This is a genomic window from Alsobacter sp. KACC 23698, assembly GCF_045348435.1.
Taxonomy (GTDB): Bacteria; Pseudomonadota; Alphaproteobacteria; order Rhizobiales; family Beijerinckiaceae; genus Alsobacter.
Genome location: NZ_CP157484.1, coordinates 4204587 through 4229373, shown reverse-complemented (window position 1 = coordinate 4229373; position 24787 = coordinate 4204587). Strand labels below are relative to the sequence as shown.

Genomic DNA, 24787 nt, shown 5'->3' with positions numbered 1-24787 from the left:
GCCCGCAGCCTGAGCTCGGCTTGCCGCGGGGCGCCCCGCGTACCATGCTGGCGCCTGGGCCGAATCAGCGGGGAGCTCGGCATGCCGGTTTCGGGGTTCACGATCTTCACGATCGTGCTTGTGGTCTTCGTCATCGTCACCCTCCTGGCCGGGGTGAAGACCGTCCCGCAGGGCTACAAATACACCGTCGAGCGCTTCGGAAAGTACTCGCGCACGCTCAGCCCGGGACTCGGGCTCATCGTCCCCTATGTGGAGAGCATCGGCCACAAGCTGAACATCATGGAGCAGGTGCTCGACGTCCCCAGCCAGGAGGTCATCACCCGCGACAACGCCACCGTGACGGTCGACGGCGTCGCCTTCTACACGGTGCTGGACGCCGCCCTGGCGTCCTATGAGGTCTACAACCTGCAGCAGGCGATCCTGACCCTGACGATGACGAACATCCGCACCGTCATGGGCTCGATGGACCTCGACCAGCTGCTCTCCCACCGCGACGAGATCAACGAGCGGCTGCTGCGGGTGGTGGACGCCGCCACCTCGCCCTGGGGCATCAAGATCAACCGGGTCGAGATCAAGGACATCGTGCCGCCGCGCGACCTCGTCGACGCCATGGCGCGGCAGATGAAGGCGGAGCGCGAGAAGCGCGCCGTCGTGCTGGAGGCCGAAGGCCAGCGCCAGGCCGAGGTGCTGCGCGCCGAGGGCCACAAGACGGCGCAGATCCTGGAGGCCGAGGGCCGCAGGGAGGCCGCGTTCCGCGACGCGGAGGCGCGCGAGCGTTCGGCCGAGGCGGAGGCCAAGGCCACCCAGATGGTGAGCGAGGCCATCTCCAAGGGCGACGTCAACGCGATCAACTATTTCGTCGCCCAGCAATATGTGAAGGCGCTGCAGGCCGTGGCTTCCGCCCCGAACCAGAAGGTGATCATGATGCCGCTGGAGGCGTCCTCGGTGATCGGCTCGATCGCCGGCATTGCGGAGATCTCGCGTTCGGCCTTCGCCTCGACGGAGGCCGCCGCGGCCGCCCCGCGGCGCACCGCGGTCCCGACCACCCGCGAGTCCAATCCGACCTGACGGGCGCCTGAGAGCGGGGCAGCGATGATCGACATCTTTTTCGGACCGTGGGGCTGGATCATCGCTGGGCTATTGCTGGTCGGCGTCGAGGTGCTGGCGCCGGGCGCCTTCATGATCTGGCTCGGCCTCGCGGCCCTGTTGACGGGCCTCGTCTCCTTCGTGATCGCGATGTCAGGGGAGGCGGCGGCCCTGACCTTCGCGGCGCTGGCGATCGCCTGCGTGGCGGTCGGCCGCAACCTCACCCGGGACCGGGGGCCGAAGCGGCCCGAGCAGGTCATCAACGACCGGGGGTCGGCGCTGGTGGGACGCCTCTTCGTGCTCGACGAGCCGCTCCGGGAAGGCCGCGGGCGCGTCCGCGTGGACGACACGGTCTGGCGCATCGAGGGTCCGGACCTGCCGGCCGGGACGGAGGTCCAGGTGGTCGGCGTCGACGGCACGCTCTTGAAGGTGAAGCGCAGCTGAGCTGAGCGCCGCGCCTCAGGCGGCCCCGATCCGCAGCAGGTCGAGGACGTGCACGAGGCCGACCGCCACCCCGTCCTCCGCCACGATCAGCGCGCCGATCTTGCGGGTCTCGACGATCTCCAGCGCCTCGGCGACCAGGAGGCTGGGCGCCACGGTGGTCGGGTTGGGCGTCATGACCTCGTCGACGGTGAGCGTCATCAGCGCCGGCTGCATGTGGCGGCGCAGGTCGCCGTCGGTCACGATGCCGGCGATGCGCCCGTCGGCCTCGGTCACCACCACGCAGCCGAAGCCCTTCTGGCTGATCGCCATGATGGCGTCCGACATGCGGGCGCCGCGCGGCACCAGGGGCAGGCGGTCGCCGGTGTGCATGACGGCGCGGACCTGCTTGAGCTGCGCGCCGAGCTTGCCGCCCGGGTGGAAGACGCGGAAATCCTGCGAGCTGAAGCTGCGGCCCTCCAGCAGCGCCACCGCGAGCGCGTCGCCCAAAGCGAGCTGCATCGTGGTGGAGGTGGTCGGCGCCAGCCCGTTAGGGCAGGCCTCGCGTGTCTTCGGCAGCGTCAGGCACACGTCCGCCTCGCGGCCGAGCGCGCTGTCGGGATTGGCGGTGACGCCGATGAGCCCGACCCTAAAGCGCCGCGCATAGGCGACCAGATCGGAAAGCTCCGACGTCTCGCCCGACCAGGACAGCGCCAGGATGACGTCGCCGGCCTGGATGGCGCCGAGGTCCCCGTGGCTCGCCTCGGCCGGATGGACGAAATAGGCGGGCGTCCCGGTCGACGACAGGGTCGCGGCGATCTTGCGGCCGACATGGCCGGACTTGCCCATGCCGGTGACGATGACGCGCCCGGTCGCGCCGGCGATGAGGTCCACGGCGGCGCAGAAGCTCGCCCCGAGGCCGTCGCCCAGGGCCTCCGCCACAGCGTCGAGGCCCGCTCGCTCGGCCTCGATGGTGCGCAGGGCGGATGCGATCGCCGGGGCGGACGCGCCCTCGACACGAGGGGCTGGCGAGAGCTTGGACATGCGCGCCGCATAGCACGAGTCGGCGCGGAGAGAAACGACGACCGGTCAGTGGTTACCTCTCGTTAACCGTCAATCTTCTATTCCTGTTAACCGTATCGGGCTGCAGGCGCCCGGACCCTTCCGTTGGCCGGAGCCGTCCTTGGCCCTTCGTCGCCGCCCCGCTCGCTATGTCAGACTGCTCGGGTTGGCGACCGCCCTCGCTTGCGCGGACGCCGTCGCGTTCGCGTCCGCCATGGCGCAGACGCTTCCGATGGATCCGGCTGCGGCGCCGGTTCCGCCCCCCGCCGGCATGGACCCGGACCCGTATGCGCCCGCGCTCCGGGGCTCGGGGCCGACCTCGATGCGCCAGGCCTACAAGGGCGCCTACGCGCCCGTCGGCCAGCCGGTGCGCCCGCCCAAGAAGACGAAGCCCCGGACCCTGCGCCAGACCGCGCCCGCGCCGGTCCCGGCGCCGCTGTTCGGACCGGCCGCCGGGACCGCCCCGGACCTGGCCGGCACGCTGCCGACGCCGGGCCTGCCCGCGATCGAGCAGGCGCGCCGGGCGCGCCGCAAGGCCGTGCAGGACGACCCCTATGCGCCGCTCGGGATCGACACGGGCGGGCTGATCTGGCGGCCGTCGATCGACGTCTCGGGCGGCTACGACACCAATCCCAACCGGGTCGGCGGACGGCCGCGCGGCTCCACGACGTTCCGACAGGAGGGCGCGCTCAGCGTCGAGAGCGACTGGGAGCGGCACGCCTTCACGGCCAATCTGCGCGGCGCCTACCAGGAATATCCGTCGGTCAGGTCGGCCAACAGGCCCGACGGCGCGGGCGTGGCGGACCTGCGGATCGACGTCCTGCGCGACACGCAGGTCGACCTGGGCGCGGCCTATCTGCTCACGACGGAGCGCCCGGGGAGCCTGGAGCAGCCGGTCGTTGGGTCGAAGCGCTCCACCATCCTGACCGCCGGGACCAGCGCCATGCTGACCCAGCGCTTCGGCGCGGTGGCCGTGTCGCTGCGCGGGGCCGTGGACCGCACCAGCTATGGCGACCTGACGCAGGCGAACGGGCTCGAAGTCAGCCAGGGCGACCGCGATTTCAACGCCTACGGGCTGCGCCTGCGCACCGGGTACCAGGCGACGCCGGGGCTGCAGCCCTTCGTGGAGGCGACGGTCGACAAGCGCGTCTACGATTCGACGCTGGACGTCTCCGGCTACGACCGGACGTCGTCGGGCGTGCAGGGCCGCGTCGGATCGACTTTCGAGATCACCCGGACGGTGACCGGCGAGGCGTCGGCAGGCTATGGCGTGCGCCAATATGAGGACCCGCGCCTGGCGGACCTGCGCGGGCCGGTGGCCGACGTCGCCCTGATCTGGTCGGCGACGCCTCTCACCACCGTCACCCTGCGCGGCACGGCGTCGCTGGCCGAGACCACGGTCGTGGGGGCGACGGGCGCGCAGGTCCGCACGGTGGCCGCCGAGGTGTCCCACGCGCTGCTGCGCAATCTGATCCTGGTCGGCGCGGCGTCCTTCACCAGCACGGACTACCAGGGCGTGCCCCTGCGGGAGACGAGCTACGCCACCGGCCTGAAGCTGGAATACAGGCTGACCCGCTCGGTGGCGCTCAACGCCAGCTTCACGCATGAGCGCCTGAACGGCGCGACGGTTGGCTCCGACTACACCGCCAACACGTTCCTGGTCGGGATGAAGCTCCAGCCCTGAGGCCGGCGGCTCAGCGGGCCATAAGCTTGTGCAGCTCGACAGTGAAGGCGGGCGCGATGTCCTCGCGGCTGAGCGCATAGGCCACGTTGGCCATCAGGAAGCCGATCTTCGAGCCGGTGTCGTAGATCTCGCCCGCGAAGGTGTGGGCGTAGAAAGGCTCCGACTTGGCGAGCGTGATCATGGCGTCGGTGAGCTGGATCTCGCCGCCGGCGCCGCGCTCCTGCGTCTCCAGGATATCGAACACGGCCGGGCTGAGGATGTAGCGGCCCGAGATCGCCAGGTTGGACGGGGCCGTGCCCTTCGGCGGCTTCTCCACCATGGAGGTGATGCGCTGGAAGCCGCCCTCGTCCTTGACGCCGACGATGCCGTATTGGTGGGTCTCGCTGTCGGGCACCTCATAGGCGGCGATCATGTTGCCGCCATGCGCCTCGTAGCCGAGGATCATGTCCGCCAGACAGGCGGTCTGGCCCAGATGCAGCATGTCGGGCAGCAGCAGCGCAAAAGGCTCGTCGCCGATGATGTCGCGCGCGCACCAGACTGCGTGGCCGAGCCCGAGCGGCGCCTGCTGGCGCGTGAAGCTGGCCTGGCCGGCGCCCGGAAGGTCGCGCTTGAGAGCATCCAGCTCCTTGGTCTTGCCGCGCTCGGCCAGCGTCCGGTCCAGCTCGAAATTGATGTCGAAATGGTCCTCGATGACGGCCTTGCCGCGGCCCGTGACGAACACGAAGTGCTCGATGCCGGCGGCCTTCGCCTCGTCCACGACATGCTGGATGACCGGCCTGTCGACCACCGTCATCATCTCCTTCGGCACCGCCTTGGTGGCGGGGAGGAACCGCGTCCCGAGACCGGCGACGGGGAACACGGCTTTGCGGATCTTTTTCGTCATGGATCGCGTCTGCTTGCAGGAGGGACGGAGACGGCGGACTTCACGCCAGACTTCGATGTCGCGTGGCGTGGGGGCAAACCGATATCACGGCCTCCCGTTCCATGCGAGTTCAGGAAACGTTATCCAGTGAACGGCCATGGTGGCCACAATCAGGAGTATGCAGAATGGCGGTTCTGGTGACGGGCGGCGCCGGCTATATCGGCTCGCACATGGTGTTGGCGCTGGCCGACCGTGGCGAGAAGGTCGTCGTCCTCGACAATCTGAGCACGGGTTTCGCGTCGGCGGTGCCGACGACCGTTCCGCTGGTGGTGGGCGACATGGGCGACCAGGCCCTGGTCGCGTCCGTGATGCGTGAGCACGGCGTCGACACCGTCGTGCATTTCGCGGCCAAGATCGTCGTGCCGGAATCGGTCGAGGATCCGCTCGGCTACTACCTGAACAACACCGTGAAGCCGCGGGCGCTGATCGAGACCGCGGTGAAGTGCGGAGTGAAGCACTTCATCTTCTCGTCGACGGCGGCCGTCTATGGCGACGTCAGCGGCGAGCCGGTCTCCGAGGATGATCCGACCTCGCCGGTGTCGCCCTATGGCCGATCCAAGCTGATGACGGAATGGATCCTGCGCGACACGGCGGCCGCGCATCCGCTGAAATTCGTGGTGCTGCGCTACTTCAACGTCGCAGGCGCGGACCCCAAGGGCCGCACCGGCCAGTCGACGCCGCGCGCCACGCATCTGATCAAGGTCGCGTGCCAGACGGCGCTGGGCCAGCGGCCCTATCTGGAGGTGTTCGGAACCGATTTCCCCACCCGCGACGGGTCCTGCCTGCGCGACTACATCCATGTGACGGACCTCGCCAACGCGCATCTTGCGTCGCTCGACCATCTGCGGGCGGGCGGCGACAGCCTGACGCTGAATTGCGGCTACGGGCAGGGCTACTCGGTGCTGGAGGTCGTTGACGCGGTGAAGCGGGTCTCGGGCGTGGACTTCGAGGCCCGGCTCGCCCCGCGCCGGGCCGGCGACCCGGCCGCGATCGTCGCCACGGGCGAGCGGGTCCGGGAGGTGCTGGGCTGGGTTCCGCAATATGACGACCTGGAGACCATCATCACCCATGCGCTGGACTGGGAGCGCCACCTGACCACTCCCAACGCCAAGCTCCAGGGCTGAGCGCCGGCGCGCGGTTAAGCTCCCCTTCACCACCCCCCAGCACAGTGAGCCTGGAAGAACCGGCGGGCGTCCGCCCCCGGGCTGGGGACGTTCCATGCGCCGTATCGCTGTCGTAGCCCTGTGCCTGGGCGTCGTCTGGGCGGGACCAGCCGCGGCCCAGACCGGGCCGACGCGGGTCGCCAGATCCGAGGCCGGCGCGTCCGAACCGGTCACGACGGGCTCGCTCGGGCAGCCCGGCGCGGCCCTCGTGGGCGAGCGGGAGGCCTCGCCGGCGTCCTTCTCGGCTTTCGTCGCGGGGCTCTGGCCGGCGGCGCGCGCCCGCGGCGTGAGCCGGGCGACCTTCGACGCGGCCTTTTCCGGCGTGACCAGCGATCCGAAGATCGTCGAGCTCACCCGGCGGCAATCCGAGTTCGTCAAGCCGATCTGGTCGTATCTGGAGGGCGCGGTCTCCGAGGCGCGTGTGGCCCGCGGCAGGTCCGTCGCAGCCGAGCACGCGTCGACGCTCGCCGCCATCGAGCGGCGCTACGGGGTGGAGCGGTCCGTCATCCTCGGCGTCTGGGGCATGGAGACGAATTACGGCTCCTTCACGGGCGGCAAGGACGTGATCCGGTCGCTCGCGACGCTGGCGCATCTGCGCTACCGGGGCGCCTTTTTCCGCGACGAGCTCCTGACGGCCCTGACGATCCTGCAGCAGGGGCATGTGGCCCGCGCGGACATGAAGGGCTCCTGGGCGGGCGCGATGGGCCAGACGCAGTTCATGCCGTCGAGCTTCCGCAGATGGGCGGTGGACCAGGACGGCGACGGCCACAAGGACATCTGGACGTCGATCCCGGACGCGCTGGCCTCGACGGCGAACTACCTGAAGGCGCATGGCTGGCGGCGCGGGCTGCCCTGGTCGGTCGAGGTCCGGCTGCCGGCGCGCTTCGACTACAAGACCCGCAAGGCCGCCTTCTCCCGCTGGGCCGCGCTCGGCGCGAAGCGCGCCGACGGCAAGCCCATGCCCAACGCCGGGGAGGGATCGCTCTTCCTGCCGGCGGGCGCGCACGGCCCGGCCTTCCTGGTCACGGCGAATTTCACCGCCATCAAGGCCTATAACAGCTCGGACGCCTATGCGATGGGCGTCGGCCTGCTGGGCGACCGGATCGGCGGCGCCTCGGGCGTGCAGGCCGCATGGCCGGTGGGCGAGCCGCAGCTGGACCACGCGCAGCGGCGCGAGATCCAGCGCCGCCTGGCCTCGATGGGGTTCGACATCGGCGAGGCCGACGGCCGGATCGGCACGCGAACCCGGGACGCGCTCCGGGCGTTCCAGGAGCGGAGGGGGCTCGTTCCGGACGGCCATCCGACGGTCGGGGCGCTGCAGGCGCTGCGCACGGCGCGATGAACTGGTAAACTCCCCTCCGGACGCGCCCGCAAGGGCGCTGCATGGAGGTCTCGTTGCAGAGCCTGTCGGCGCTCGTCGCGCGCCTGTTCGTCCTCGTCGCGCTGGCCGCCGCCGCCCTGCCGGGCGCGGTCCCGGAGGCTCGCGCCCAGCCGGACGACCGCTTCCCGCTTCAGTTCACCCCGCAGATGGCGCCCTCCCGCCAGCAGTTCCGGCGCGTGCGGCCCACGCCGCCGCCGGCTCCGCGCGCGGAGCGGCGCCGCGCGCCGCCTCCCGCCGCCGCCACGATGGTGATCCGCGACGCCCCCGAGAAGCCCGCCATCGAGCCGACCGCCTTCGTGATGGTGTTCGGCGACGTCATGGCCGAGCTGGTCGCCAACGGGCTCGCCGATGCCTTCGACGACAACCCCGACGTCCGGGTGTCCAAGCGGACCGTGTCGTCCAGCGGGCTCGTGCGCGACGACTTCTTCGACTGGCGCAAGACCATGCGCGAGATGCTCGCCTCGGAGAAGATCACGCACGCCGTTGTGGTGCTGGGCTCCAACGACCGGCAGACCCTCAAGGATGCGTCCGGGACGGCGCTGGAGCCGATGTCCGACGCCTGGAAGGAGGCCTATGCGGGCCGGGTGGAGGAGATCGGCCGAGCCTTCGCCGACAAGAACGTGCCGCTGTTCTGGGTGGGCATGCCCATCATGGAGAGCCCGCGCTTCACGGCCGACATGGTCGCCCTGAACGAGATCTTCCGGAGCGCCGCCCGCAAGACGGGCGCGATCTATATCGACCTGTTCGAGCCCTTCGCCGACGCCAAGAACCGCTATTCATCCTTCGGGCCGGACCTCGCCGGTGACACCGTGAAGCTGCGCACGTCGGACGGCGTCCATTTCACCAAGGCGGGCGCCCGCAAGGCGGCCCACTTCATCGAGGTCGAGATCCGCCGTTCGCTCGACCAGCGGGCGCCGGCCATCGTCGCGGTGCCGGGCGCCGACCCGGACGACCCCGCCTCGCATGATCCGTCGCTGCAGCCGGGCGGTGTGGAGCGCGCCATCGATCAGGCGGTGCTCCGCGGACTCGACGGGCTCCCGCCGGCGCCGCTCACCATCCCGCAGCGGCCCGTGGCCGGGCCGATCCTGCCGCTCACCGGACCGGAGTCCGCCCAGGGCGGCGCGCTGGTCGCGGGCGTGAGCCGCAAGCCGTCGACCGAGGCCGGGCAACTGGTCGAGCGCGCGCTGCTGCGCGGGCAGGTTCCCGACCCGAAGCCGGGCCGGGCCGACGACTTCCGCTGGCCAGACGCGCGCTAGCTCGCGCCTCCTGGCGCTTGGACATGACGACCACCGGCAGGCGCCGGCTCTCCTGAGCGCCAGGAGCCGTGGACGCGGTGGACGTATCGCTTGTCCCGCTCGATTTCGCCGAAAGGCGCGACGGTCCAGTCCCACGACGCCAAGGGCGACGGGAGATCATGGCCGCGCATCAGGTCGAGCCTTTCGACGACCTCGCCCCGGCGATTTTCCTCCCGCATTTCGACGTCGGTCAGAAGGCAGACTGCGCCTGGAAAGCGTGCCAGATCGGCGAGGTGGTCGGCGATCGTCCGGTCTGCGATGTCCGGCGGGAGGGACGCGGCGCGGGCAGGGTTCCGTTCGAGGAAGGTCTCCACGGCAAGCGGCAACTGGGAGAGAACATTGGCCGAGACGACAAAGTCCACCGCCGCGTCGCCGACGAGGTCGGCCAGGGGATCGGCGCGGTCCTGCGTTTTTCCGGCGAGCCAGTCCGCCAGGCCTGTGAGGTCGCGCGTCAGCAGGCGGACCTTCGGGTGCAGCGCCATGCGCGCCCGGACGAACGGCAGGTGAACGGCGTCGACGAGGATCACCTCGTCGAAGGTCTCCACGAGATCCGAGAAAGGAACGTCGCGCACGAGGCCCGACCCCAGCACGACCGCCTTGCGCCGATGCGCGACGGCGGCGACGGCCTGCCGTACGACGTCGTGGCAATGAGCCTCGTGCGGACGCCAGTCGCGCCGTCGCCGCGCTCCGCGGGACCACAGCGCGATGCTTTCGTGCAGAAGGCCCATGCGGCGCAGGCTGCGCGGGACGGGGGTGACGAGATGGAGCAGGAGTTCGAGCAGCATCGGGATCGGCAGGCCAGTCGACGACCGGGGAGGCGCACCCGAGACGTCGGGGTCATCCGATTCACGATCGAGCTCGGCCGCGACCGCGCTGTCAGCTCAGTACCATAAACATGGCGCGACGATGCGCGCCCCTTGAACAGGCCCGGGGCCGACGAGCCGTTTTCGGGACCTGAGCCCGCGGCGACCGGGAAATCTCCCACAATGACCAGACCTGCCGGGTTTCCGGGCGCGCCACCGCTGCGCCGGACAGGCCATGCCGCTACGTGCACTACGTAGGACCCGGTATTTCGACATAGTAGTTGGCCGCCTGGAAATGGTTAGAACTTTCTTCACGAGGAAGCAGTCGATCCTCTGCATCATTTAAGGGAGAAAGAAGATGGTTTGCGGAATTCAGCCCACGAACTACTCCAACGGTTCCTACGGAACCAGCCAGGTGAACGGCAGCAGCTTCAACCGTTCCGTGTCGAACAACTGCAACACCCAGTCCGGTGACCTGAAGTCGATCCTGGGCGACATCAAGAGCGAACTGTCGAACATCGAGAAGCTCCTCGAAAAGCTGGTTTCGGCGCTGGGCAATGGCGGCTCGAACGGCGGCTGCGGATCGACTGGGGGTTCGACCGGCTCCGGCAACGGCGCGAATAGCGGCGGCACGACCAGCGGCGCCGCTGGCGACACCGGCACGATCATCAAGGGCCTGCAGGACGAACTCGGCTCGATCCAGAACACCCTGACCCAGATCTGCGGCGCCCAGGGCAAGCCGATCCCGGTGGACGGCGGCTATCACCCGACGCCTGGCGTGGTCGACGACCGCCGCGGCACGCCGATCCCGGTGGACGGCGGCTACCACCCGACGCCTGGCGTGGTCGACGACTGCCGCGGCAAGCCGATCCCGGTCGACGGCGGCTATCACCCGACGCCTGGCGTGGTCGATGACTGCCGTGGCAAGCCGGTCCCGCTGCCCTGCCCCGCTCCGACCCCGACCCCGACCCCGATCAACTGCGACCCCAAGCCGAAGCCGACCCCGGAGCCGAAGCCGACCCCGGGCCCGGTCGTTTGCAACCCGAAGCCCACGCCTCAGCCGGACTGCTTCCCGAAGCCCACTCCCAAGCCGGACGGCGGCGACAAGTGGGAGGTCGGCCAGGTGAAGGACGGCAAGGGCGAGATCAAGCTCGGCAAGGACTACACGCTGAACTTCGACGAGAAGCAGGAGTCCTTCATCCTGAAGAACAACTGCACCGGCGACAGCACCCGCGTCTGGGGCGACCCCCATGTTGACGCCGGTGGCAATGGCAAGGACTGGGACTTCAAGAAGAGCAACACCTTCCAGCTGGCTGACGGCACCAAGATCAGCGTCGGCACCGTGGATCGCGACGGAAAGGCCGTGACCGACAAGAGCGACGTGAGCTACTCGTCCAAGCTGACCATCACCAAGGGCGACAAGGCCATCGTGGTCTCGGGCCTGGCCGGCAACCATGACGGGAAGGACAACGTGTCCGTGAAGGTCAGCGGCCATGGCAAGCAGATCGACAGGGCCACTCCCGACGGCGTGACCGTCAAGGAGGAGAAGGGCGGCTGGAGCCTGAACGGCAAGCACGTCACCCAGGCCGACTACACCAAGGCCGAGAAGGCCCACGCCTGACGCTGAACTCAGACGCAAACCAGAAGGGCGGTCGCGATGCGGCCGCCCTTTTTGCGTTGCGCGGTCGGGCGAGCCAGGCTCCAGGCCTGGCCTTCGCCTGTCGGCGGTCGCCCGGCAGGCGAAGGCGGGGGCGTGACGACCCGCGCCCGAAACGACGAAAGCCCGCAGCCGGGAAGGCTGCGGGCTCATTCGTGCTGTCGAGGCGGACGGGCTAGGACTTCGCGCTGCGCAAGATGATCGGCTTGGCGGCCGGCGGGCGCTCGTCCAGCCGGATCAGCAGTCCGGGCAGGCGGGCGGCCGTGTCCGACGCTCCGCAGGAGATCGGCCTGGCGTCTGCGGGAGCCGCCGGAAGTCGCATCAGATTTTCGATCGCGTCGCGCGGGCGCCCGGCGTCACGCAAGGCTTCCCGGACGGCGCCCTGCTCGGGCGCGGACCGGGCGCGCAACGCCTCGGCGAATTGAGAGGAGCCGGTCGCCGACGAGGACGAGCCGAGCTCGCCTCCCCGGGAAGGCCCATTGATTTTCAGAGTCATCGGCCTGTTCCCATAGAGAGGTGGCCTCCACTCATCGCATCGCAGCGGCGACCGTTCCATCCGAGGCGACTACCGAGGCCTCCGCAGGGCTGCTTACCGCGCGTTAAGCATGACGACCGACCAAATCCCGATCTTAAGCAAATACAGACTTGAGACATGCCTAGTGGTCTCGTCGAGGAGGCCGGCTTGTCACGTTGGGATATCTCCAAAAGCGTCGACCGGGGCGGGGCGCCGGATCTGGCCCGCATCCGCGCGCTGGAGCCGCGCGCGAGGCTCGGCGGGGTCGACCAGCCGACGCAGCCCAGGCCAGCCGGGGTCGTGGCCGCGCGTCCGCGCGCTGCGGCGGCTGCGCCTGCGGCGCAGAGCATGCGGCTTGCGTCCGGCGACCTCGGGCCGCTCGCGCGTTCGTCCGACGCGTTGATCGCCGACCTGTCCCGCATCGAGATCAGCCTGTCGCGGCTCGGCGCCAGGCAGCCGCAGGACGCGCATTCCATCGAGATCGGCTCGAGCGCGCTGCGCGAGGTCGTGCGTCGGATGAAGCTCGTGGTGACGGCGGCCGACGCGCTCGTCGCCGGAGATCTGTCGGCATGACCGAGAGGCAGAGCGCCTTCGCTCCTCCCCCGCGCCCCAGGCCGTCGCATCTGATTCCGCCCGCCTTCGGGCCGGCGCAAGCCGGCTTCGGTCTCGCCCAGGGCGCCGCCGCGCCGGCCGCGGGCCTGGCCGAGGACGACATTCGGCTGCTGAACGCCGTGGCGGCGCACCAGATCCTCTACGGCAAGCCCTCCGAGGCGCTGGCGCTGCTCCAGCTCACCGTGCGGTTCGCGCCCGGGGATCCGCAGAGCCTGCGCCTGCTGTCGGAGGCCTTCCTGGCCACGGGCGACGCGGAGACCGCCGACGCGGCCGTCGCGGCGCACGAGGCGGCTGTCGGTCCCGGACGGCTGGCGCCGTCGGACCTGCTCAGGCGGTCGCGGGTCTCGGCCGCGCTGCGGCGCGGCGCGGAGGCGGCGGACGCCTTCGCCCGGTTCCTGCGGTCGCGGAGGCCTTCGCCATGATGGACCGTTTGACGACGGCGCTCCACCACATGCGCGGCCGGCAGGATCTCGCCCTGATCCTGATCCTGCTCACCGCCGTGCTGGTGATGATCATCCCGATGCCGACGCTGATGCTCGACATCCTGATCGGGCTGAACATCACCATGACGATGGTGATCCTGATGGTCGCCATCTATATCGACCGGCCGACCAGCTTCTCGACCTTCCCGGCCGTGATCCTGATCGCCACCACCTTCCGGCTGGCGATCTCGATCTCGACGACGCGCACGATCCTGACGGAGGCCGAGGGCGGCGACATCGTCCAGACCTTCGGGCTGTTCGTGACGGGCGGCAACCTGGTCGTCGGCCTCGTCATCATCCTGATCATCACGATCGTGCAGTTCGTGGTGATCACCAAGGGCGCCGAGCGCGTGGCCGAGGTGGCGGCGCGCTTCGTGCTGGACGCCCTGCCGGGCCGGCAGATGAGCATCGACGCGGAGTTGCGGGCGGGCGACATCGACCCGTCCGAGGCGCGCCAGCGCCGCCGCAACCTCGACAAGGAAAACCAGTTCTTCGGCGCCATGGACGGCGCGATGAAGTTCGTAAAGGGCGACGCCATCGCGGGCCTGCTGATCGTGGTCGTGAACCTGATCGGCGGCATCACCATCGGGGCGCTGCAGAAGGGGATGCCGCTGCCCCAGGCGGTCTCGACCTACTCGCTGCTCACCATCGGCGACGGCCTCGTGGCGCAGATCCCGGCCTTGCTGCTGGCCCTGTGCTCGGGCGCGATCGTGACGCGCGTCACCACGGACCAGGGCGCCGATCTGGGCGGAGACATCGCGGCGGAGCTCGCCGGCAACCAGCGCAGCATCGGCGCGGCGGGCGTCGTGGTGGCGGCCATCGGCCTCGTGCCGGGCTTCCCGACCGTGCTGTTCCTCGTTCTCGGCGGAGCGCTGATCTGGGCCGCCTGGTTCATGCCGGCCGTCGGGGCCGCGGCGCAAAAGGGGGCCGGGCGACCCCGCGGGTCCGAGGCGGGCGAGGGCGCGCCCGGCGCGTCGTCGCCCGAGACGCAGCCCGGCGAGCGGCTCGTGATCGCGCTCGGCTCCGGCGCAGCGGCGCGCCTGGACGCCCGCGCTTTCGCGGCCGCCCGGGACGGCCGGCTCGACGCCGCCTGGCGGGCGCTCGGCGTTCCGTTCCCGCGCTTCGGCGTGGAGCCGGCCCCGGAGCTCGACCCGGACGCGGTCCGCGTCGATTTCGACGGCGTGGCGCTCTTCCTGGATCGCGTTCCCGCAGGGGTCGTCGCCCTGGACGGCGATCCGGCCCTGCTCGACGCGGCCGGGACGGCGCGCAAGCCCCTGCCGCGGGGCTGGCGGCGGGCGCACGCGTTCTGGGTCGCCGAGACGGAGGCGACGCGGCTCGTGGAGGCGGGGATGCGCCCCATTCCGCTGGCCGACCTCCTGGCCCACGCCGGCGTCGAGCAGCTCAAGGCGCAGGCCGGCTCGATCATCGGCTTCGAGCAGGCGCATGCGCTGTTCGCCGACCTGCGGACGGCGCAGCCGCGGCTGGCCGAGCAGGCCTCGAACGCCGTCGCGATGCCCAAGGCCCTGGAGGTCATGCGCCGGCTGGCGAGCGAGCAGGTGCCGCTCGCGCCCGCGCAGGGGTTTTTCGAGGCGCTCGCCGAATGGGGGCAGCGCGAGCCGGACGCCGCGATCCTGGCCGAACATGTGCGCCGCGCCCTGCGCCGGCAGATCTGCAACGCGCTGGCCGACGCCAACCGCATGCTCGCCGCCTATGTGGTGGAGCCCGGCCTCGAGCAGCAACTGAGAGAGTCGCTGCGGCACACGGAGGCGGGCGTCTTCCTGATGATGTCGAGCCGGCTTTCCAACGCGCTCCTGGCGCAGATCGAGACCATCGCGACGCCTGAGGACCCGGCCGCCTCGCCCCCGATCGTGGTGACGTCGGTCGATCTGCGCCGGCATCTTTCGCACTATCTTCGGTCGCACGACCTGACCGTTCCGGTCCTCTCCTTCCAGGAGATCGCGCCGGAATTCACCTGCCAGCCCGTCGGGACGCTCACTTCCGAGGGGCCGGCCGAGATGAAGGCCGTCGCATGACGCCGGCGACTACGCAGACGCCTCCGCGCCCAGCGCGGATGCAGCCGGACGCCGGAATGGCGCATGTTCGGCGTCAGGAGAACCAGCATGCCGTTTAGCCACGCCGAGCTTGCGACCGGACGACCGGGCGACGCCGCTGCGATCGGCTCGCGCCCCTTCGCCGAGCTTGCGGCCGAGTATGTCACGGCCCTGAGCCGGGGGACGCTGCCGCCCGACAGCGCCCTGGCCAGGACCGTGGAGGCGCGCGACAGGAGCGGCCGTTTCAGGACGCTCGCGCTGGCGATCCGCGACTACGAGCAGGGCCGCGCAACGGACGCCGTCGCCAGACTGCGCACGCTGCGGTTCGCCCGGCCCGAACTCGCCAAGAAGGTCGAAGTCCACATCGAGGTCCTGGCGAGCCTGGGGAGCCCCCATCACGGGGCCGCCCTCGGCCAGGCCTCCGCCACGAGGAGAACAGGCCATGGCCGCTGACATCCAGGGCGCCGCGAGCGGCGCACAGTCCATTTCGACCGGGGCGACGTCGTCGTCCACCGGGACCGCGGCGACCCACGACGCGGTGATGAAGTTCAGCAGCAAGGTCGCCGAGACCGTGCTGACCGGTATCCTCTCGTCGATCCTCGCGGATGGCGGCGAGTGACCTTCCAGCGCAGGACACGCCGATGAGCGTCGAAGCCATCTCCGCCATCAGCTCCCTGGTCGGCTCGCCCATGAGCAGGCCCGCCGCGATGGACTCGTTCGTCGTCCCGGCGGCGACGCTGCCGACCGCCGAGGCCGCGCCGGCGCCGACCGGTTCGCTGACCGAGACGCTCGGTTCGGTGCACGACCAGATCCAGATCCTCCGCCCGACGCCGCACGGGGCGGATGCGGTCGAAACGCAGCTGCGCGAGATGCTGCCGTCGCCTTGGGTGAACTCCAGCCTGGCGCGCACGGGCGAGAGCGCCGCCGCGAAGCCCGAGGTCACGCCCGCCGATGCGTTCAAGTCGCTCGAGAAAAGCTACGACCACGCCATCTTCGTCAACCTGGTCAGCCAGGTGATGGGCGGCGTCTCGCATTCGGTCAGCACGCTGATCCGCCAGTCATGATGAAAGGACGCGCGGCCGTGTCACGCTCCCTTGCGGCCTGGCCCTCGGCCGCCCGGCTCGTCGTCGCGGCCGGCCTGCTGCTGGCGCTCGCCGGGTGCAAGGCGGACCTGTATGACGGGCTGCAGGAGCGCGAGGCGCTCGAGATCGTCGGCATCCTCCAGAACGCCGGCATCGAGGCCGGCCGGACCCGGGGCAAGGACGGCGCCTATGCGGTGACGGTGGAGCGGGACCAGACGACGAGGGCGATCAACCTTCTCGGCGAGCGGGGCCTGCCGCGCCAGCGCTTCGAGTCGCTCGGCGGGGTCTTCGACAGCAAACGGATCGTCTCCACCCCGATGGAGGAGAGGGCCCGCTTCATGTTCGCGATGAACCAGGAGCTGGCCAACAGCATCACCCAGATCGCCGGAGTGACGTCGGCGCGCGTCCACATCATGCTGCCGGAGGACTCGCCTCTGGAGAAGGACCGCCGCTCGCCCCGGGCCTCCGTGTTCATCTATCACCGGGCGGACGCCGACATGGCCCGCCATGTCGGGACGATCAAGTATCTGATCACCAACAGCGTCGCGGGCCTGCATTACGAGGACGTCGCCGTGGCCCTGTTCCCGGCCGCCCAGACGCTGGAGCCGTCGTCCCGGACGTCGCTGCGGGCGGGCAATCTCGCGCCGTTCGGCGTCCTCGCCGTCATCGGCCTGGGGCTGGCGCTGTTTCGGCGTCCAATCCTGCGGCTGATCGGGGCGCAGGCGTCGCGGCCATGATCCAAAGCCCCGCCCACGGCTTCCACGACGCGATGGAGCCGCCGCTGAGCGGCATCGATCCCGATTGGGAGCGAGACTGGGCGCCGAGCATCGCGTCGCCGGCGCTGCGGGCGCGCATCGCCGAGGACCCGCGGCTGAGGCCGCGCATTCCGGCCATGCTGGCGGCCGCCCGTGACGCGGGCCGGCTCGAACTGGGGGCGCTGACTGCCGCCGACCTGCGGGCCTACCGGACCTGCATCGCCGATCCTGGCCGGTTCCGCCACGTCCTCGGCCTGGCGTGGCATGCGCGCATGCTGAACGGCGTCATCGACGGCGAGCATCTGCGCGCCCTCGCCGGGCTGGTCACGCCGGGCGACCTGCTGCTCCTCGTGCAGTTCAGCGACATGGAGACGGAGTGCGAGGAGCTGCCCCAGCCATCGCGCTTCGAGCAGGCGGTCACGGCCTGCGCGGATCGTCTTCTCAGGGCGTGGGCCGAGACGCTGCCGACCGCCTACGCGGCGCGCATCGCGTTCTGCCTGCCCAAAATTATCAATAATGAAATTGAAAAGTTAGAGTTCGCAAACCATTGTCTGCCAAATCTCATTCATCGGGTCGCGGAGCTGCTGTACCGCCCGTAGAATGGGGCTGCCGGTGAATAGCGCGAAACTCCTCTACAAGGGCCGCGTGCTCAGGAGCAGGGCGCCTGCGAACGACGCCGGAGCGGCCGCGCCGGAGGACAGGGCGGACCCTGTCTTGGATGGCGCCGAGAGGCAGGCCGCCGCGATCCTGGCCGCCGCGAGGGCCCAGGCGGAAACGCTGATCGCCGAGGCCCGGCAGGCCGCCGAGGCCGAACTCGCCAGCCGCCTCCTGGCCCTCGACCGCGACTATCGCCGCGACGTCCTCGCCCTGCAGCCGCTCCTCGTCGGCATCGTCCGCCGCTCGGTCCAGGAGATCCTGGACGAGACGCCCGAGGCGGAGAGGGCCGAGCGCGTGGTGCGCCGGGCCCTGCGCGACCTGCCGGACCGCGACATCGTCCTGCACTGCGGGCCCGCCGACATCGACGACGCCGAGCGCGCCGTCCGGGCCATCGAGGCGAGCGCGCCCGGCGCCATCCGGGCGATCGCGCTCGACCCGCATGTCGAGCCCGGAGCGTGGCGGCTGGACGCCGGCGGCGTCACCCTGGAGATCGGCCCCACGGCCCAGATCGCGGTGCTGACGGAGATCCTCTCCGGGTCGCTGCTCGCCGACGGCGGCGAACCGACCTGAACGCCGCCGCTCCTGACCATGTTCGGATGATGGGACCCATGGGCGTTCTCGCCAGCACAGTGCAGCAGATGGCGGCCGGGGCGGCGCGACGCCCGCTGCGGCGCGTCATCGGCCGGCTGACCGAGATCGGGCCCGGCGGGCTGGTCACGACGCTGAGCGACCTCGCGATGGGCGAGATCTGCCGCCTCGTCGAGGCGAATGGCGAGGAGATCCTGGGCCAGGTGGTGGCGGTGCGGGACGGGCGCGCCGTGCTGGCGCCGCTCGGCGTCATCGACGGCCTGTCGTCGCGGACGGAGGTCTTGCCGCTGCGCGACCCCTTCACCTTTCGCTGCGGGACCGGGATGCTGGGCGGGGTCTTCGACGGTCTCGGCCGCCCTCTCGACGGACGCCCGGCCGCGCTCGACGGCATGGCGAGCCGCGGCGTGCAGCCCCGGGTGACGCCTCCGCTCGAACGCCCGCTGATCTCCCAGCCGATCCAGACCGGGATCCGGGTGATCGACGGCCTGAACACGCTGGGCGTGGGACAGCGCATCGGCGTCTTCGGCCCGCCGGGCGGCGGCAAGTCGTCGCTCCTCGGCGCCCTCGCCCGCAACGCCTCCGCGGATGTCTGCGTGCTCGCCCTGATCGGCGAGCGCGGCCGCGAGTTGCGCGAGTTCCTGGACCGGCAGCTGCCGCCGGAGTTCCGCGAGCGGTGCGTCGTGGTGGCCTCCACGTCCGACCGGCCCGCCATGGAGCGGGTGATCGGCGCCCATGTGGCGACATCGGTGGCCGAGCATTTCCGCGAGCAGGGCGCGCATGTCCTGCTGCTGTTCGACAGCGTGACCCGCTTCGCCCGCGCGCTGCGCGAGGTGGGCCTGGCGGCCGGCGAGCAGCCTGTGCGGCGCGGCTTCACCCCGTCCGTCTACGCCGAGCTGCCGCGCTTGATCGAGCGCTGCGGCGGCGACCGCAACGGCGCGATCACGGCCATCTACACGGTGCTGCTCGAAAACGAGGGCTTCGGCGATCCGATCGCCGAGGAGGTGAAGAGCCTGACCGACGGCCACATCCTGCTCGACTCCAAGCTCGGCCAGTCGGGCCACTACCCGGCCGTGGACGTGCTCGGCAGCGTCAGCCGGCTCATGAGCGAGATCGCCTCGCCCGAGCACCGCGCGGCGGCGTCCCGTTTCCGGGCCCTGATGGCCCGCTACAAGGAGATCGAGCTCCTGGTCCAGGTGGGCGAATACGCCTCCGGGTCGGATCCGCTCGCCGACGAAGCGCTGCGGCGCCACGGCGCCATGACGGAGTTCCTGGTGCAGCTCGGCCGCGAGGCCACGCCGTTCGCCGCGACGCTCGGCCGGCTCACGGAGGTGGTCTCCGATGGCGCATGAGCAGCTGTCGCGCATTCACGAACTCGCCCGCATGCGGGCGCGGGCGGCGCTGGAGCGGGCGTCGGCGGCCGAGCGCCGCGTGGCCGAGGCCCTGAGCGAATCGCAGGCCGCGCGCGACGCGCTGGCCGAACTCGCCGCGACCCAATCGGCGGAGCGCGCCGAGCGGATCGCCCGCATCCTGGCGGGGCCCGCCAGCCCGGCGCGGCTCGCGCGGGTCGGCCTGCAATACGACATGGACGCGGAGGACAGGGCCGCCCAGGAACGGCGCATCGCCCAGTGCGACGCGGCGGCCGCGGCGCGGCGGCGCGATCTGGAGCGGGAGCGGGGCGAAGCCAGGATGGCCGCCAATCGCGAGACCAAGCTCGCCGGATCGCTGGAGCGGATCTCGCGCGTGGCCAGGCTTTCGCAGGAGGGCGCGTCGGAGAGCGACGCGGACGCCCCATGAGCATTCACCCGCCAGATCCTCGCGGGAGGAACGTCAGGCCGATGCGCCGGCTCGCGGACCGGCTGGAGGAGCTGTGGTTCGCGACGACCTGGATCCTGCGCATGGAGGCGGCAGGGTTCGACTTCATGCTGCGCCCGCGCGCGCCGACCGGGTCGCTGCCCCAGGGGCCGGCCATCGCGGGGCTGATCGGGGCCGATCGCTTCGCGCTGGTCCTTCCCGACGCGCTGGTGGGCGCGATCCTGGCGCAGGCGCCGGAGCCGGTCGACTGGGGCGCGCTGGCGCCCGCGGACGCCGCGCTGGCACTGGAATGCCTGCTCGGCGCCGTGTTGCAGCCGCTCGAGGCGCGGCTCGGCCTGCCGATCAGCCTGGAGAGCGTGATCCCGGCCACCGGGCTCACCGACGGCCAGGCGCTGACCTTCGAGATTATGACGCCCGGCGCGGCCTATCCGTGCGCGGCCTTCCTGCATGGCCGCGAGCCGCGCGGCCGGATGGCGCAGGACCTGATGCGCATCGTCGGCTGGGGTCCGGCGATCATGCCCGGCCAGTCGCTGGTCGTCGGCCCGGTCGACCTCGACGCGGCCGACCTCGCCGACCTCGCCGTCGGCGACACCATCGTGCTGGAGGGCGCGACGACGGACAGGCTGGACGGCGAGATCGTATTCCCGGACGGGTCGGCCCGCGCGGTCTCCATCCAGGGCGGCGCCGCCGTGCTGTCGGACGAAGGGCCCGTCCCGGCTTCCCAGTTGGAGGCGCGGGGCGGGGCCGATCTCCTCGTGGGGTCGACGACGTCCCCGGTCATGCCGGAGCCGGGCGCGGCCGTGCCGTTCCGCTCCTTCGACGACGGGCGCGTGCGCCTACGCAGCGGCGGGCGGGTGATCGCGCTCGGCGAACTGGTGGAAGCGGACGGCCGCATCGGCGTCTCGATCACGTCCATGGGGCCCGAGTGATGAATCCGTCCGACAACCTGTTCGCCATCCTGCTCTTCGTGGCGGGGATGTCGTTCCTGCCCCTCATCGCCGTGACGGTGACGAGCTTCGCCAAGATCTCGATCGTGATCTTCATCGTCCGCAATGCGCTCGGCATTCAGCAATTGCCGCCCAACATCATCGTGTACGGCCTGTCGCTGATCCTGTCCGTGTACATCGCCATGCCGGTGATGAACACGGCCTATACGTCGGTGCGCGACGCCAGGCTCACCTACAAGACCTTCAGCGACTACGAGGAAGCGGGCGCGCGCGCCGCCAAGCCTCTGGAGACCTTCCTGCGCAAGCATACGGACGAGACCAAGCTGACCTTCTTCGTCCAGTCCACCGGGAAGATCTGGGCGGGCGAACGCGGGCCCGAACTGACGCCCAACAGCCTCGCCGTGCTGGCGCCGGCCTTCCTGCTGACGGAGCTCACCAAGGCCTTCGAGATCGGGTTCCTGCTGTACCTGCCCTTCATGGCGATCGACATCATCGTTACGACCGTGCTGGTGGCGCTGGGGCTGATGATGATCCCGCCCAACACCATCGCGACGCCCTTCAAGCTGCTGCTCTTCACCTTCGTGGATGGCTGGACGAAAATCGTCCAGGGCCTCGTCCTCAGCTACATCTGAGGGCGACGATGTCCCACGCCACGCTGACGGTCGCCCTCTACCGCATCCTGCTGGACTGCGCGGTCTTCGTCGGGCCGCCGCTGCTGATCGCCACCGTGGTGGTGTTCATCATCGGGCTGCTGCAGGCCGTCACCCAATTGCAGGAGCAGACGCTGCCCCAGACGGTGAAGATCGTGGTGATCGGCGTCGTCCTCTTGGCCTTCGGCGGCAGCCTCGCCGGGCCGCTCTACGCCTCGACGACCGAGATCTTCAGCAGCTTCTACCTGTATCGGCGGTGACGCATGGAGGCGTTGCTCTCGCCGGCGGTCCTGGAGGGCCTCTACTCCAAGCTGACGCTGCTCGGGCTGGCGATGTCGCGCCCGATCGGGGTGACGCTGATGTGCTCGATCTTCGCGTGGGCGCATCTGAATTCCGGCTTGCTGCGGGCGGGCTTCGCGGCCGCGCTGGCGCTGCCCTTCATGCAGCCGCTCTGGGCCGGATCGCAGCCCTTCCTGGCCGGGCTGGAGGGCCCGTTCCTGATCTATGTGGCCGAGATGTTCATCGGCCTCCTGCTCGGCTTCTTCCTGTCGCTGCCTTTCGAGACGCTCGTGGCGGCCGGGGCCGTGATCGACAGCTATCGCGGGGCCGGGGCGGGCGGCTCGTCGCCGAGCGGGGAGATCACCGCCTATGGCCAGCTCTTCGTCATCATGGGGCTCTGGCTTTTCGCGGCCCTGGGCGGGTTCTGGCTCCTGGCCGACCTGCTGTACCGGAGCTACGGCGTCTGGCCGGCCGGCAGGCTGCTGCCGGAATCTCCACGGCGTCGCTGCCGGCGCTGCTGGCCATGATCATGGGCATGCTGCGCGCCACCCTGGCCTTGGCGGGGCCGGCCATGATCGTGATGATCGCGTGCGATCTCGTCTTCATGATCTCGGGCCGCCTCGGAAAGCAGCTTAACGTGGTCTTCCTTTCCGCCTCGGTGAAGAGCCTCGTGTTGCTGCTCATCGCGCCCCTGTTCTGCGTCGCGCTCGTGCGCATCGTCGGGCCCATGGTCACCGCCATGGATCCGATCGAAGCCGCCTTGCGCGCCATGCTGCGGTGACGCGCGATGGCCGGTGAAACGGAGGAAAAAGACCTCCCCGCAAGCGCGCGCAAGCTCGAGGACGCTCGCAAGAAGGGGCAGATCGCGACCAGCGGGGACTTCGTCGCGATGGCGGCGATGCTGGCCGGGCTCTTCTTCCTCCTCAGCCAGTGGCAGGGCTATCTCAAGCGCATCCTGGTCTGGTTCGACTACGCCGCCATGGGCGTGCGCAACCCCCGCGCCCTTCTGGCCGGGGCCATGCCGCGCATGGGGCTCGACATGCTGCTCTCGCTGGCGCCGCTGCTGATCATCGTGGCCGGCGCCGGCGCCCTGGCCAATATCGCCCACAAGCGGGGGATGGTGTTCTCGGCCGATCCTGTCCTGCCGAAACTCGAACGCATCAGCATCACGGCGGGGTTCGGGCGGCTCTTCAGCGCCCGGAGCGCCGTCGAGTTCGGGGTGGCGCTGCTGCGCTGCGGCGTATGGTTCCTGGCGTCGGGGCTGGCCGTGTGGGCGGTCCTGCCGACCGTGTTCAACGCCGCCGCCTGCGGCGGGCCGTGCATCGTCCAGGTGGGCTACGATCTCTTCAAGACCATGCTGGTCATCGCCGTGCTGATCCTGGTGATCGCCGCGACGCTCGACCTTCCGGTGCAGGTCGCCTTCTTCCTCAAGGACATGCGCATGTCGCACACGGAGCTGAAGCAGGAGATGAAGCAGATGCAGGGCGCGCCGGAGGTGCGCAGCCGCCGGCGCGAGGCGCAGCAGGAGGCGGCGCGCGGCGTCGGCTCGCTGGGGCAGGCCAACATCGTCGTGGTCAGCGCCGCCTATGCGGTCGCGCTCTGGTACGACAAGGACGAGCAGCCGGTGCCGCTCGTGCTGGCCAAGGGCAGGGGCCCCAACGCCGACCGGATCGTCGAGGCGGCGGGACGGCTGGGCGTCCATGTCGAGCCCAGCCCGGACCTGGCGGTGGCGCTGTTTGAGTCCGCCGGCGTGGGCGCGATGGTGCCGCAGCGCTGCTTCGACGCGGTGGCCGAACTCTTGCTCCGCACCAACACCCTGAGACTCTAAGCGCAACCGCGCCCCGGACCCGATGACGATGACGCGCGACAGCCGAGACAGCGAATTGAGGAAGGTCGGCGCCGGACCCGGCCCGCTCGGACTGACGCGCCTGGACACCCGGCCCGCGCCCGCGCCGCGCACCATCGTCCTCGACCTCCCGGCGGCGGCGCCGGCCGCCGAACCGGCGCCGACTTTCGAAACGGTCCGGATCGTGCCGCTGGGGCAGCTGCGGACGACGCTTCGACGCCGCCTGTCCTCCTCACAGCGCTGGGTGACGGCGTCCGGAGAGCGCGTGACGGCCGCGCGCCGGGTGCTGGCGGTCGCCGACGCGCTCAGCGTTCCGCCCTTCACGCTTCCCGGAGAAGTCGCCGTGGTGCGTCGCGCGGGCGGACCGGCCTTCGGCACGATCTTCTCGGTCCTGAACGGCGCCGTGTTCATCAACGCGGAGACATGCGGGGAGTGGGGCGACGGCCGCGAGGACGCGGTGTTCCTGCAGACGCTCGCGGACGCCCTGGACGCGGTGCGCGACCAGAAACTGTTCCAGGCTGGCACGCGGAGCCTCGGCCTTGCGTCCCAGAGCGGGCCCGCCTCCTAGTCGATCGCATCGGAGTTCTCGTCGTCATTCTACTATGAATTGAAAAATACAACTTATGGTTTTAAGTAGTTCGTTTCAGTAGTTCTTTTCAGTACGGATCGGTCTGGCACGGTCCTTGGTAGTTCTCTCCGTAATGGCCCCCCGGATGCGGGTGAATGTACGGAGCCTTCCATGCCCAGATTTCGAGCCGTGTTGATCTTCCCCGAAAGCTCCGGCGAGGCGCGCTACGAGTTTGAGGCGCCGTCCACCTTCGTGAGCGGATCGGCGACGCGCGTCGTGGACGCCTTCCTGAACACGGCGGACGGCCTCGACCTGCCGGGCGCTCCGGTCGACCACGAGATCAACTCGGCCAACGCCTACCGGACCGCCGGCGCGGTCAGCGTCACGGCGACCGGCACGCTCACGCTTCGGACCGGCGCGCCGGTGCCGTTCGTGCTGCTGATCTCGCCCGCGCGGCGTCCCGAGTGATCC

Annotated in this window: 30 protein-coding genes; 26 read left to right on the top strand and 4 right to left on the bottom strand. The window is 70.4% G+C overall.

Translation table 11 applies throughout. From position 1 onward, the window contains the following. Nucleotides 1-81 precede the first annotated feature (81 nt). Complete coding sequence (locus ABEG18_RS20160; RefSeq protein ID WP_406854832.1) at nt 82-1068, top strand: SPFH domain-containing protein; 987 nt, start codon at nt 82-84, stop codon at nt 1066-1068. 24 nt (nt 1069-1092) lie between these two features. After that, nucleotides 1093-1530, top strand: coding sequence for an NfeD family protein (locus ABEG18_RS20155; protein WP_406854831.1), 438 nt, complete (start codon nt 1093-1095; stop codon nt 1528-1530). A 15-nt stretch (nt 1531-1545) separates the two neighbouring features. On the opposite strand, the gene ABEG18_RS20150 is transcribed toward ABEG18_RS20155, so the two are convergent. After that, nucleotides 1546-2550 (bottom strand): SIS domain-containing protein, encoded by a 1005-nt coding sequence (locus tag ABEG18_RS20150; protein ID WP_406854830.1) that lies wholly within the window; start codon nt 2548-2550, stop codon nt 1546-1548. A gap of 139 nt (nt 2551-2689) precedes the next feature. Between ABEG18_RS20150 and ABEG18_RS20145 the strand changes: the two genes are divergently transcribed. Continuing rightward, nucleotides 2690-4252 carry an outer membrane beta-barrel protein gene (locus ABEG18_RS20145; RefSeq protein WP_406854829.1) on the top strand — a complete coding sequence of 521 codons (1563 nt, stop codon included), beginning with the start codon at nt 2690-2692 and terminating at the stop codon, nt 4250-4252. A 10-nt stretch (nt 4253-4262) separates the two neighbouring features. On the opposite strand, the gene ABEG18_RS20140 is transcribed toward ABEG18_RS20145, so the two are convergent. Further along, the gene (locus ABEG18_RS20140) at nt 4263-5135 is read right to left on the bottom strand and encodes a UTP--glucose-1-phosphate uridylyltransferase (RefSeq protein WP_406854827.1); all 873 of its coding nucleotides are present in this window, start codon (nt 5133-5135) and stop codon (nt 4263-4265) included. Nucleotides 5136-5299: 164 nt separating this feature from the next. Here ABEG18_RS20140 and galE point away from each other — a divergent pair, with 164 nt between their 5' ends. From galE to ABEG18_RS20125, 3 genes are all read left to right on the top strand, one after another. After that, the gene (gene galE / locus ABEG18_RS20135) at nt 5300-6298 is read left to right on the top strand and encodes a UDP-glucose 4-epimerase GalE (protein ID WP_406854826.1); all 999 of its coding nucleotides are present in this window, start codon (nt 5300-5302) and stop codon (nt 6296-6298) included. A 94-nt stretch (nt 6299-6392) separates the two neighbouring features. After that, nucleotides 6393-7679, top strand: a complete 1287-nt coding sequence (locus tag ABEG18_RS20130; RefSeq protein WP_406854825.1) for a lytic murein transglycosylase — start codon at nt 6393-6395, stop codon at nt 7677-7679. Between the two features lie 53 nt (nt 7680-7732). Then, nucleotides 7733-8974 (top strand): DUF459 domain-containing protein, encoded by a 1242-nt coding sequence (locus tag ABEG18_RS20125; protein ID WP_406854823.1) that lies wholly within the window; start codon nt 7733-7735, stop codon nt 8972-8974. Here the strand turns inward: ABEG18_RS20125 and ABEG18_RS20120 are convergent. After that, entirely contained in the window at nt 8971-9798 is an 828-nt protein-coding gene (locus ABEG18_RS20120; protein WP_406854822.1) for a hypothetical protein, read from the bottom strand. The genes ABEG18_RS20125 and ABEG18_RS20120 overlap by 4 nt on opposite strands. Before the next feature lie 376 nt (nt 9799-10174). Between ABEG18_RS20120 and ABEG18_RS20115 the strand changes: the two genes are divergently transcribed. Then, a complete protein-coding gene (locus ABEG18_RS20115) occupies nt 10175-11437 on the top strand; it encodes a DUF1521 domain-containing protein (protein WP_406854821.1) in 1263 nt (420 codons plus the stop codon). A 211-nt stretch (nt 11438-11648) separates the two neighbouring features. Here the strand turns inward: ABEG18_RS20115 and ABEG18_RS20110 are convergent, their stop codons facing one another. Continuing rightward, nucleotides 11649-11969 carry a hypothetical protein gene (locus ABEG18_RS20110; RefSeq protein ID WP_406854820.1) on the bottom strand — a complete coding sequence of 107 codons (321 nt, stop codon included), beginning with the start codon at nt 11967-11969 and terminating at the stop codon, nt 11649-11651. 186 nt (nt 11970-12155) lie between these two features. On the opposite strand from ABEG18_RS20110, the gene ABEG18_RS20105 reads away from it, so the two are divergent. The 19 genes from ABEG18_RS20105 (at nt 12156) to ABEG18_RS20015 (ending at nt 24784) form a co-directional block, all read left to right on the top strand. Next, nucleotides 12156-12560, top strand: a complete 405-nt coding sequence (locus tag ABEG18_RS20105) for a hypothetical protein (RefSeq protein ID WP_406854819.1) — start codon at nt 12156-12158, stop codon at nt 12558-12560. Then, complete coding sequence (locus ABEG18_RS20100) at nt 12557-13021, top strand: hypothetical protein (protein ID WP_406854818.1); 465 nt, start codon at nt 12557-12559, stop codon at nt 13019-13021. The genes ABEG18_RS20105 and ABEG18_RS20100 overlap by 4 nt, the downstream gene beginning before the upstream one ends. Beyond that, on the top strand, nt 13018-15114 hold the full coding sequence (locus tag ABEG18_RS20095; protein ID WP_406854817.1) for an FHIPEP family type III secretion protein: 2097 nt from the start codon (nt 13018-13020) through the stop codon (nt 15112-15114). Before ABEG18_RS20100 ends, ABEG18_RS20095 begins: the two co-directional genes overlap by 4 nt. Nucleotides 15115-15201: 87 nt before the next feature. Beyond that, nucleotides 15202-15585, top strand: a complete 384-nt coding sequence (locus tag ABEG18_RS20090; protein WP_406854816.1) for a hypothetical protein — start codon at nt 15202-15204, stop codon at nt 15583-15585. Then, nucleotides 15575-15751 carry a hypothetical protein gene (locus tag ABEG18_RS20085; RefSeq protein ID WP_406854815.1) on the top strand — a complete coding sequence of 59 codons (177 nt, stop codon included), beginning with the start codon at nt 15575-15577 and terminating at the stop codon, nt 15749-15751. Before ABEG18_RS20090 ends, ABEG18_RS20085 begins: the two co-directional genes overlap by 11 nt. A 22-nt stretch (nt 15752-15773) precedes the next feature. Continuing rightward, entirely contained in the window at nt 15774-16196 is a 423-nt protein-coding gene (locus ABEG18_RS20080; protein ID WP_406854814.1) for a hypothetical protein, read from the top strand. 17 nt (nt 16197-16213) lie between these two features. Beyond that, entirely contained in the window at nt 16214-16951 is a 738-nt protein-coding gene (gene sctJ / locus ABEG18_RS20075; RefSeq protein WP_406854813.1) for a type III secretion system inner membrane ring lipoprotein SctJ, read from the top strand. Then, on the top strand, nt 16948-17568 hold the full coding sequence (locus ABEG18_RS20070) for a hypothetical protein (protein WP_406854812.1): 621 nt from the start codon (nt 16948-16950) through the stop codon (nt 17566-17568). Before sctJ ends, ABEG18_RS20070 begins: the two co-directional genes overlap by 4 nt. Nucleotides 17569-17581: 13 nt before the next feature. Further along, entirely contained in the window at nt 17582-18196 is a 615-nt protein-coding gene (locus ABEG18_RS20065) for an HrpE/YscL family type III secretion apparatus protein (protein ID WP_406854811.1), read from the top strand. Between the two features lie 38 nt (nt 18197-18234). Further along, nucleotides 18235-19563: a FliI/YscN family ATPase gene (locus ABEG18_RS20060; RefSeq protein ID WP_406854810.1), complete on the top strand. Its 1329-nt coding sequence runs from the start codon at nt 18235-18237 to the stop codon at nt 19561-19563. Then, a complete protein-coding gene (locus tag ABEG18_RS20055) occupies nt 19553-20008 on the top strand; it encodes a hypothetical protein (protein ID WP_406854809.1) in 456 nt (151 codons plus the stop codon). The genes ABEG18_RS20060 and ABEG18_RS20055 overlap by 11 nt, the downstream gene beginning before the upstream one ends. A gap of 41 nt (nt 20009-20049) precedes the next feature. Further along, nucleotides 20050-20955: a hypothetical protein gene (locus ABEG18_RS20050; protein ID WP_406854808.1), complete on the top strand. Its 906-nt coding sequence runs from the start codon at nt 20050-20052 to the stop codon at nt 20953-20955. Then, nucleotides 20955-21605 (top strand): type III secretion system export apparatus subunit SctR, encoded by a 651-nt coding sequence (gene sctR / locus ABEG18_RS20045; protein ID WP_406854807.1) that lies wholly within the window; start codon nt 20955-20957, stop codon nt 21603-21605. Before ABEG18_RS20050 ends, sctR begins: the two co-directional genes overlap by 1 nt. A gap of 8 nt (nt 21606-21613) precedes the next feature. Further along, nucleotides 21614-21883 carry an EscS/YscS/HrcS family type III secretion system export apparatus protein gene (locus ABEG18_RS20040; protein ID WP_406854806.1) on the top strand — a complete coding sequence of 90 codons (270 nt, stop codon included), beginning with the start codon at nt 21614-21616 and terminating at the stop codon, nt 21881-21883. Between the two features lie 3 nt (nt 21884-21886). Continuing rightward, complete coding sequence (locus ABEG18_RS20035; RefSeq protein ID WP_406854805.1) at nt 21887-22429, top strand: flagellar biosynthetic protein FliR; 543 nt, start codon at nt 21887-21889, stop codon at nt 22427-22429. Continuing rightward, nucleotides 22426-22683, top strand: coding sequence for a hypothetical protein (locus ABEG18_RS20030; protein ID WP_406854804.1), 258 nt, complete (start codon nt 22426-22428; stop codon nt 22681-22683). Before ABEG18_RS20035 ends, ABEG18_RS20030 begins: the two co-directional genes overlap by 4 nt. 6 nt (nt 22684-22689) lie before the next feature. Further along, complete coding sequence (locus ABEG18_RS20025; protein WP_406854803.1) at nt 22690-23730, top strand: flagellar biosynthesis protein FlhB; 1041 nt, start codon at nt 22690-22692, stop codon at nt 23728-23730. Nucleotides 23731-23758: 28 nt separating this feature from the next. Then, nucleotides 23759-24316, top strand: a complete 558-nt coding sequence (locus ABEG18_RS20020; protein ID WP_406854802.1) for a hypothetical protein — start codon at nt 23759-23761, stop codon at nt 24314-24316. A 171-nt stretch (nt 24317-24487) separates the two neighbouring features. Next, complete coding sequence (locus ABEG18_RS20015) at nt 24488-24784, top strand: hypothetical protein (RefSeq protein ID WP_406854801.1); 297 nt, start codon at nt 24488-24490, stop codon at nt 24782-24784. Nucleotides 24785-24787 lie beyond the last annotated feature (3 nt).

What these genes read in the sequence shown, in the direction of transcription:
- ABEG18_RS20160 (WP_406854832.1), top strand. Translation starts at nt 82, where the DNA reads ATGCCGGTTTCGGGGTTCACGATCTTCACGATCGTGCTTGTGGTCTTC.
- ABEG18_RS20155 (WP_406854831.1), top strand. Translation starts at nt 1,093, where the DNA reads ATGATCGACATCTTTTTCGGACCGTGGGGCTGGATCATCGCTGGGCTA.
- ABEG18_RS20150 (WP_406854830.1), bottom strand. Translation starts at nt 2,550, where the DNA reads ATGTCCAAGCTCTCGCCAGCCCCTCGTGTCGAGGGCGCGTCCGCCCCG.
- ABEG18_RS20140 (WP_406854827.1), bottom strand. Translation starts at nt 5,135, where the DNA reads ATGACGAAAAAGATCCGCAAAGCCGTGTTCCCCGTCGCCGGTCTCGGG.
- galE (WP_406854826.1), top strand. Translation starts at nt 5,300, where the DNA reads ATGGCGGTTCTGGTGACGGGCGGCGCCGGCTATATCGGCTCGCACATG.
- ABEG18_RS20130 (WP_406854825.1), top strand. Translation starts at nt 6,393, where the DNA reads ATGCGCCGTATCGCTGTCGTAGCCCTGTGCCTGGGCGTCGTCTGGGCG.
- ABEG18_RS20120 (WP_406854822.1), bottom strand. Translation starts at nt 9,798, where the DNA reads ATGCTGCTCGAACTCCTGCTCCATCTCGTCACCCCCGTCCCGCGCAGC.
- ABEG18_RS20115 (WP_406854821.1), top strand. Translation starts at nt 10,175, where the DNA reads ATGGTTTGCGGAATTCAGCCCACGAACTACTCCAACGGTTCCTACGGA.
- ABEG18_RS20110 (WP_406854820.1), bottom strand. Translation starts at nt 11,969, where the DNA reads ATGACTCTGAAAATCAATGGGCCTTCCCGGGGAGGCGAGCTCGGCTCG.
- ABEG18_RS20100 (WP_406854818.1), top strand. Translation starts at nt 12,557, where the DNA reads ATGACCGAGAGGCAGAGCGCCTTCGCTCCTCCCCCGCGCCCCAGGCCG.
- ABEG18_RS20095 (WP_406854817.1), top strand. Translation starts at nt 13,018, where the DNA reads ATGATGGACCGTTTGACGACGGCGCTCCACCACATGCGCGGCCGGCAG.
- ABEG18_RS20090 (WP_406854816.1), top strand. Translation starts at nt 15,202, where the DNA reads ATGCCGTTTAGCCACGCCGAGCTTGCGACCGGACGACCGGGCGACGCC.
- ABEG18_RS20085 (WP_406854815.1), top strand. Translation starts at nt 15,575, where the DNA reads ATGGCCGCTGACATCCAGGGCGCCGCGAGCGGCGCACAGTCCATTTCG.
- ABEG18_RS20080 (WP_406854814.1), top strand. Translation starts at nt 15,774, where the DNA reads ATGAGCGTCGAAGCCATCTCCGCCATCAGCTCCCTGGTCGGCTCGCCC.
- ABEG18_RS20070 (WP_406854812.1), top strand. Translation starts at nt 16,948, where the DNA reads ATGATCCAAAGCCCCGCCCACGGCTTCCACGACGCGATGGAGCCGCCG.
- ABEG18_RS20060 (WP_406854810.1), top strand. Translation starts at nt 18,235, where the DNA reads ATGGGCGTTCTCGCCAGCACAGTGCAGCAGATGGCGGCCGGGGCGGCG.
- ABEG18_RS20055 (WP_406854809.1), top strand. Translation starts at nt 19,553, where the DNA reads ATGGCGCATGAGCAGCTGTCGCGCATTCACGAACTCGCCCGCATGCGG.
- ABEG18_RS20050 (WP_406854808.1), top strand. Translation starts at nt 20,050, where the DNA reads ATGCGCCGGCTCGCGGACCGGCTGGAGGAGCTGTGGTTCGCGACGACC.
- sctR (WP_406854807.1), top strand. Translation starts at nt 20,955, where the DNA reads ATGAATCCGTCCGACAACCTGTTCGCCATCCTGCTCTTCGTGGCGGGG.
- ABEG18_RS20040 (WP_406854806.1), top strand. Translation starts at nt 21,614, where the DNA reads ATGTCCCACGCCACGCTGACGGTCGCCCTCTACCGCATCCTGCTGGAC.
- ABEG18_RS20035 (WP_406854805.1), top strand. Translation starts at nt 21,887, where the DNA reads ATGGAGGCGTTGCTCTCGCCGGCGGTCCTGGAGGGCCTCTACTCCAAG.
- ABEG18_RS20030 (WP_406854804.1), top strand. Translation starts at nt 22,426, where the DNA reads ATGATCATGGGCATGCTGCGCGCCACCCTGGCCTTGGCGGGGCCGGCC.
- ABEG18_RS20025 (WP_406854803.1), top strand. Translation starts at nt 22,690, where the DNA reads ATGGCCGGTGAAACGGAGGAAAAAGACCTCCCCGCAAGCGCGCGCAAG.
- ABEG18_RS20020 (WP_406854802.1), top strand. Translation starts at nt 23,759, where the DNA reads ATGACGCGCGACAGCCGAGACAGCGAATTGAGGAAGGTCGGCGCCGGA.
- ABEG18_RS20015 (WP_406854801.1), top strand. Translation starts at nt 24,488, where the DNA reads ATGCCCAGATTTCGAGCCGTGTTGATCTTCCCCGAAAGCTCCGGCGAG.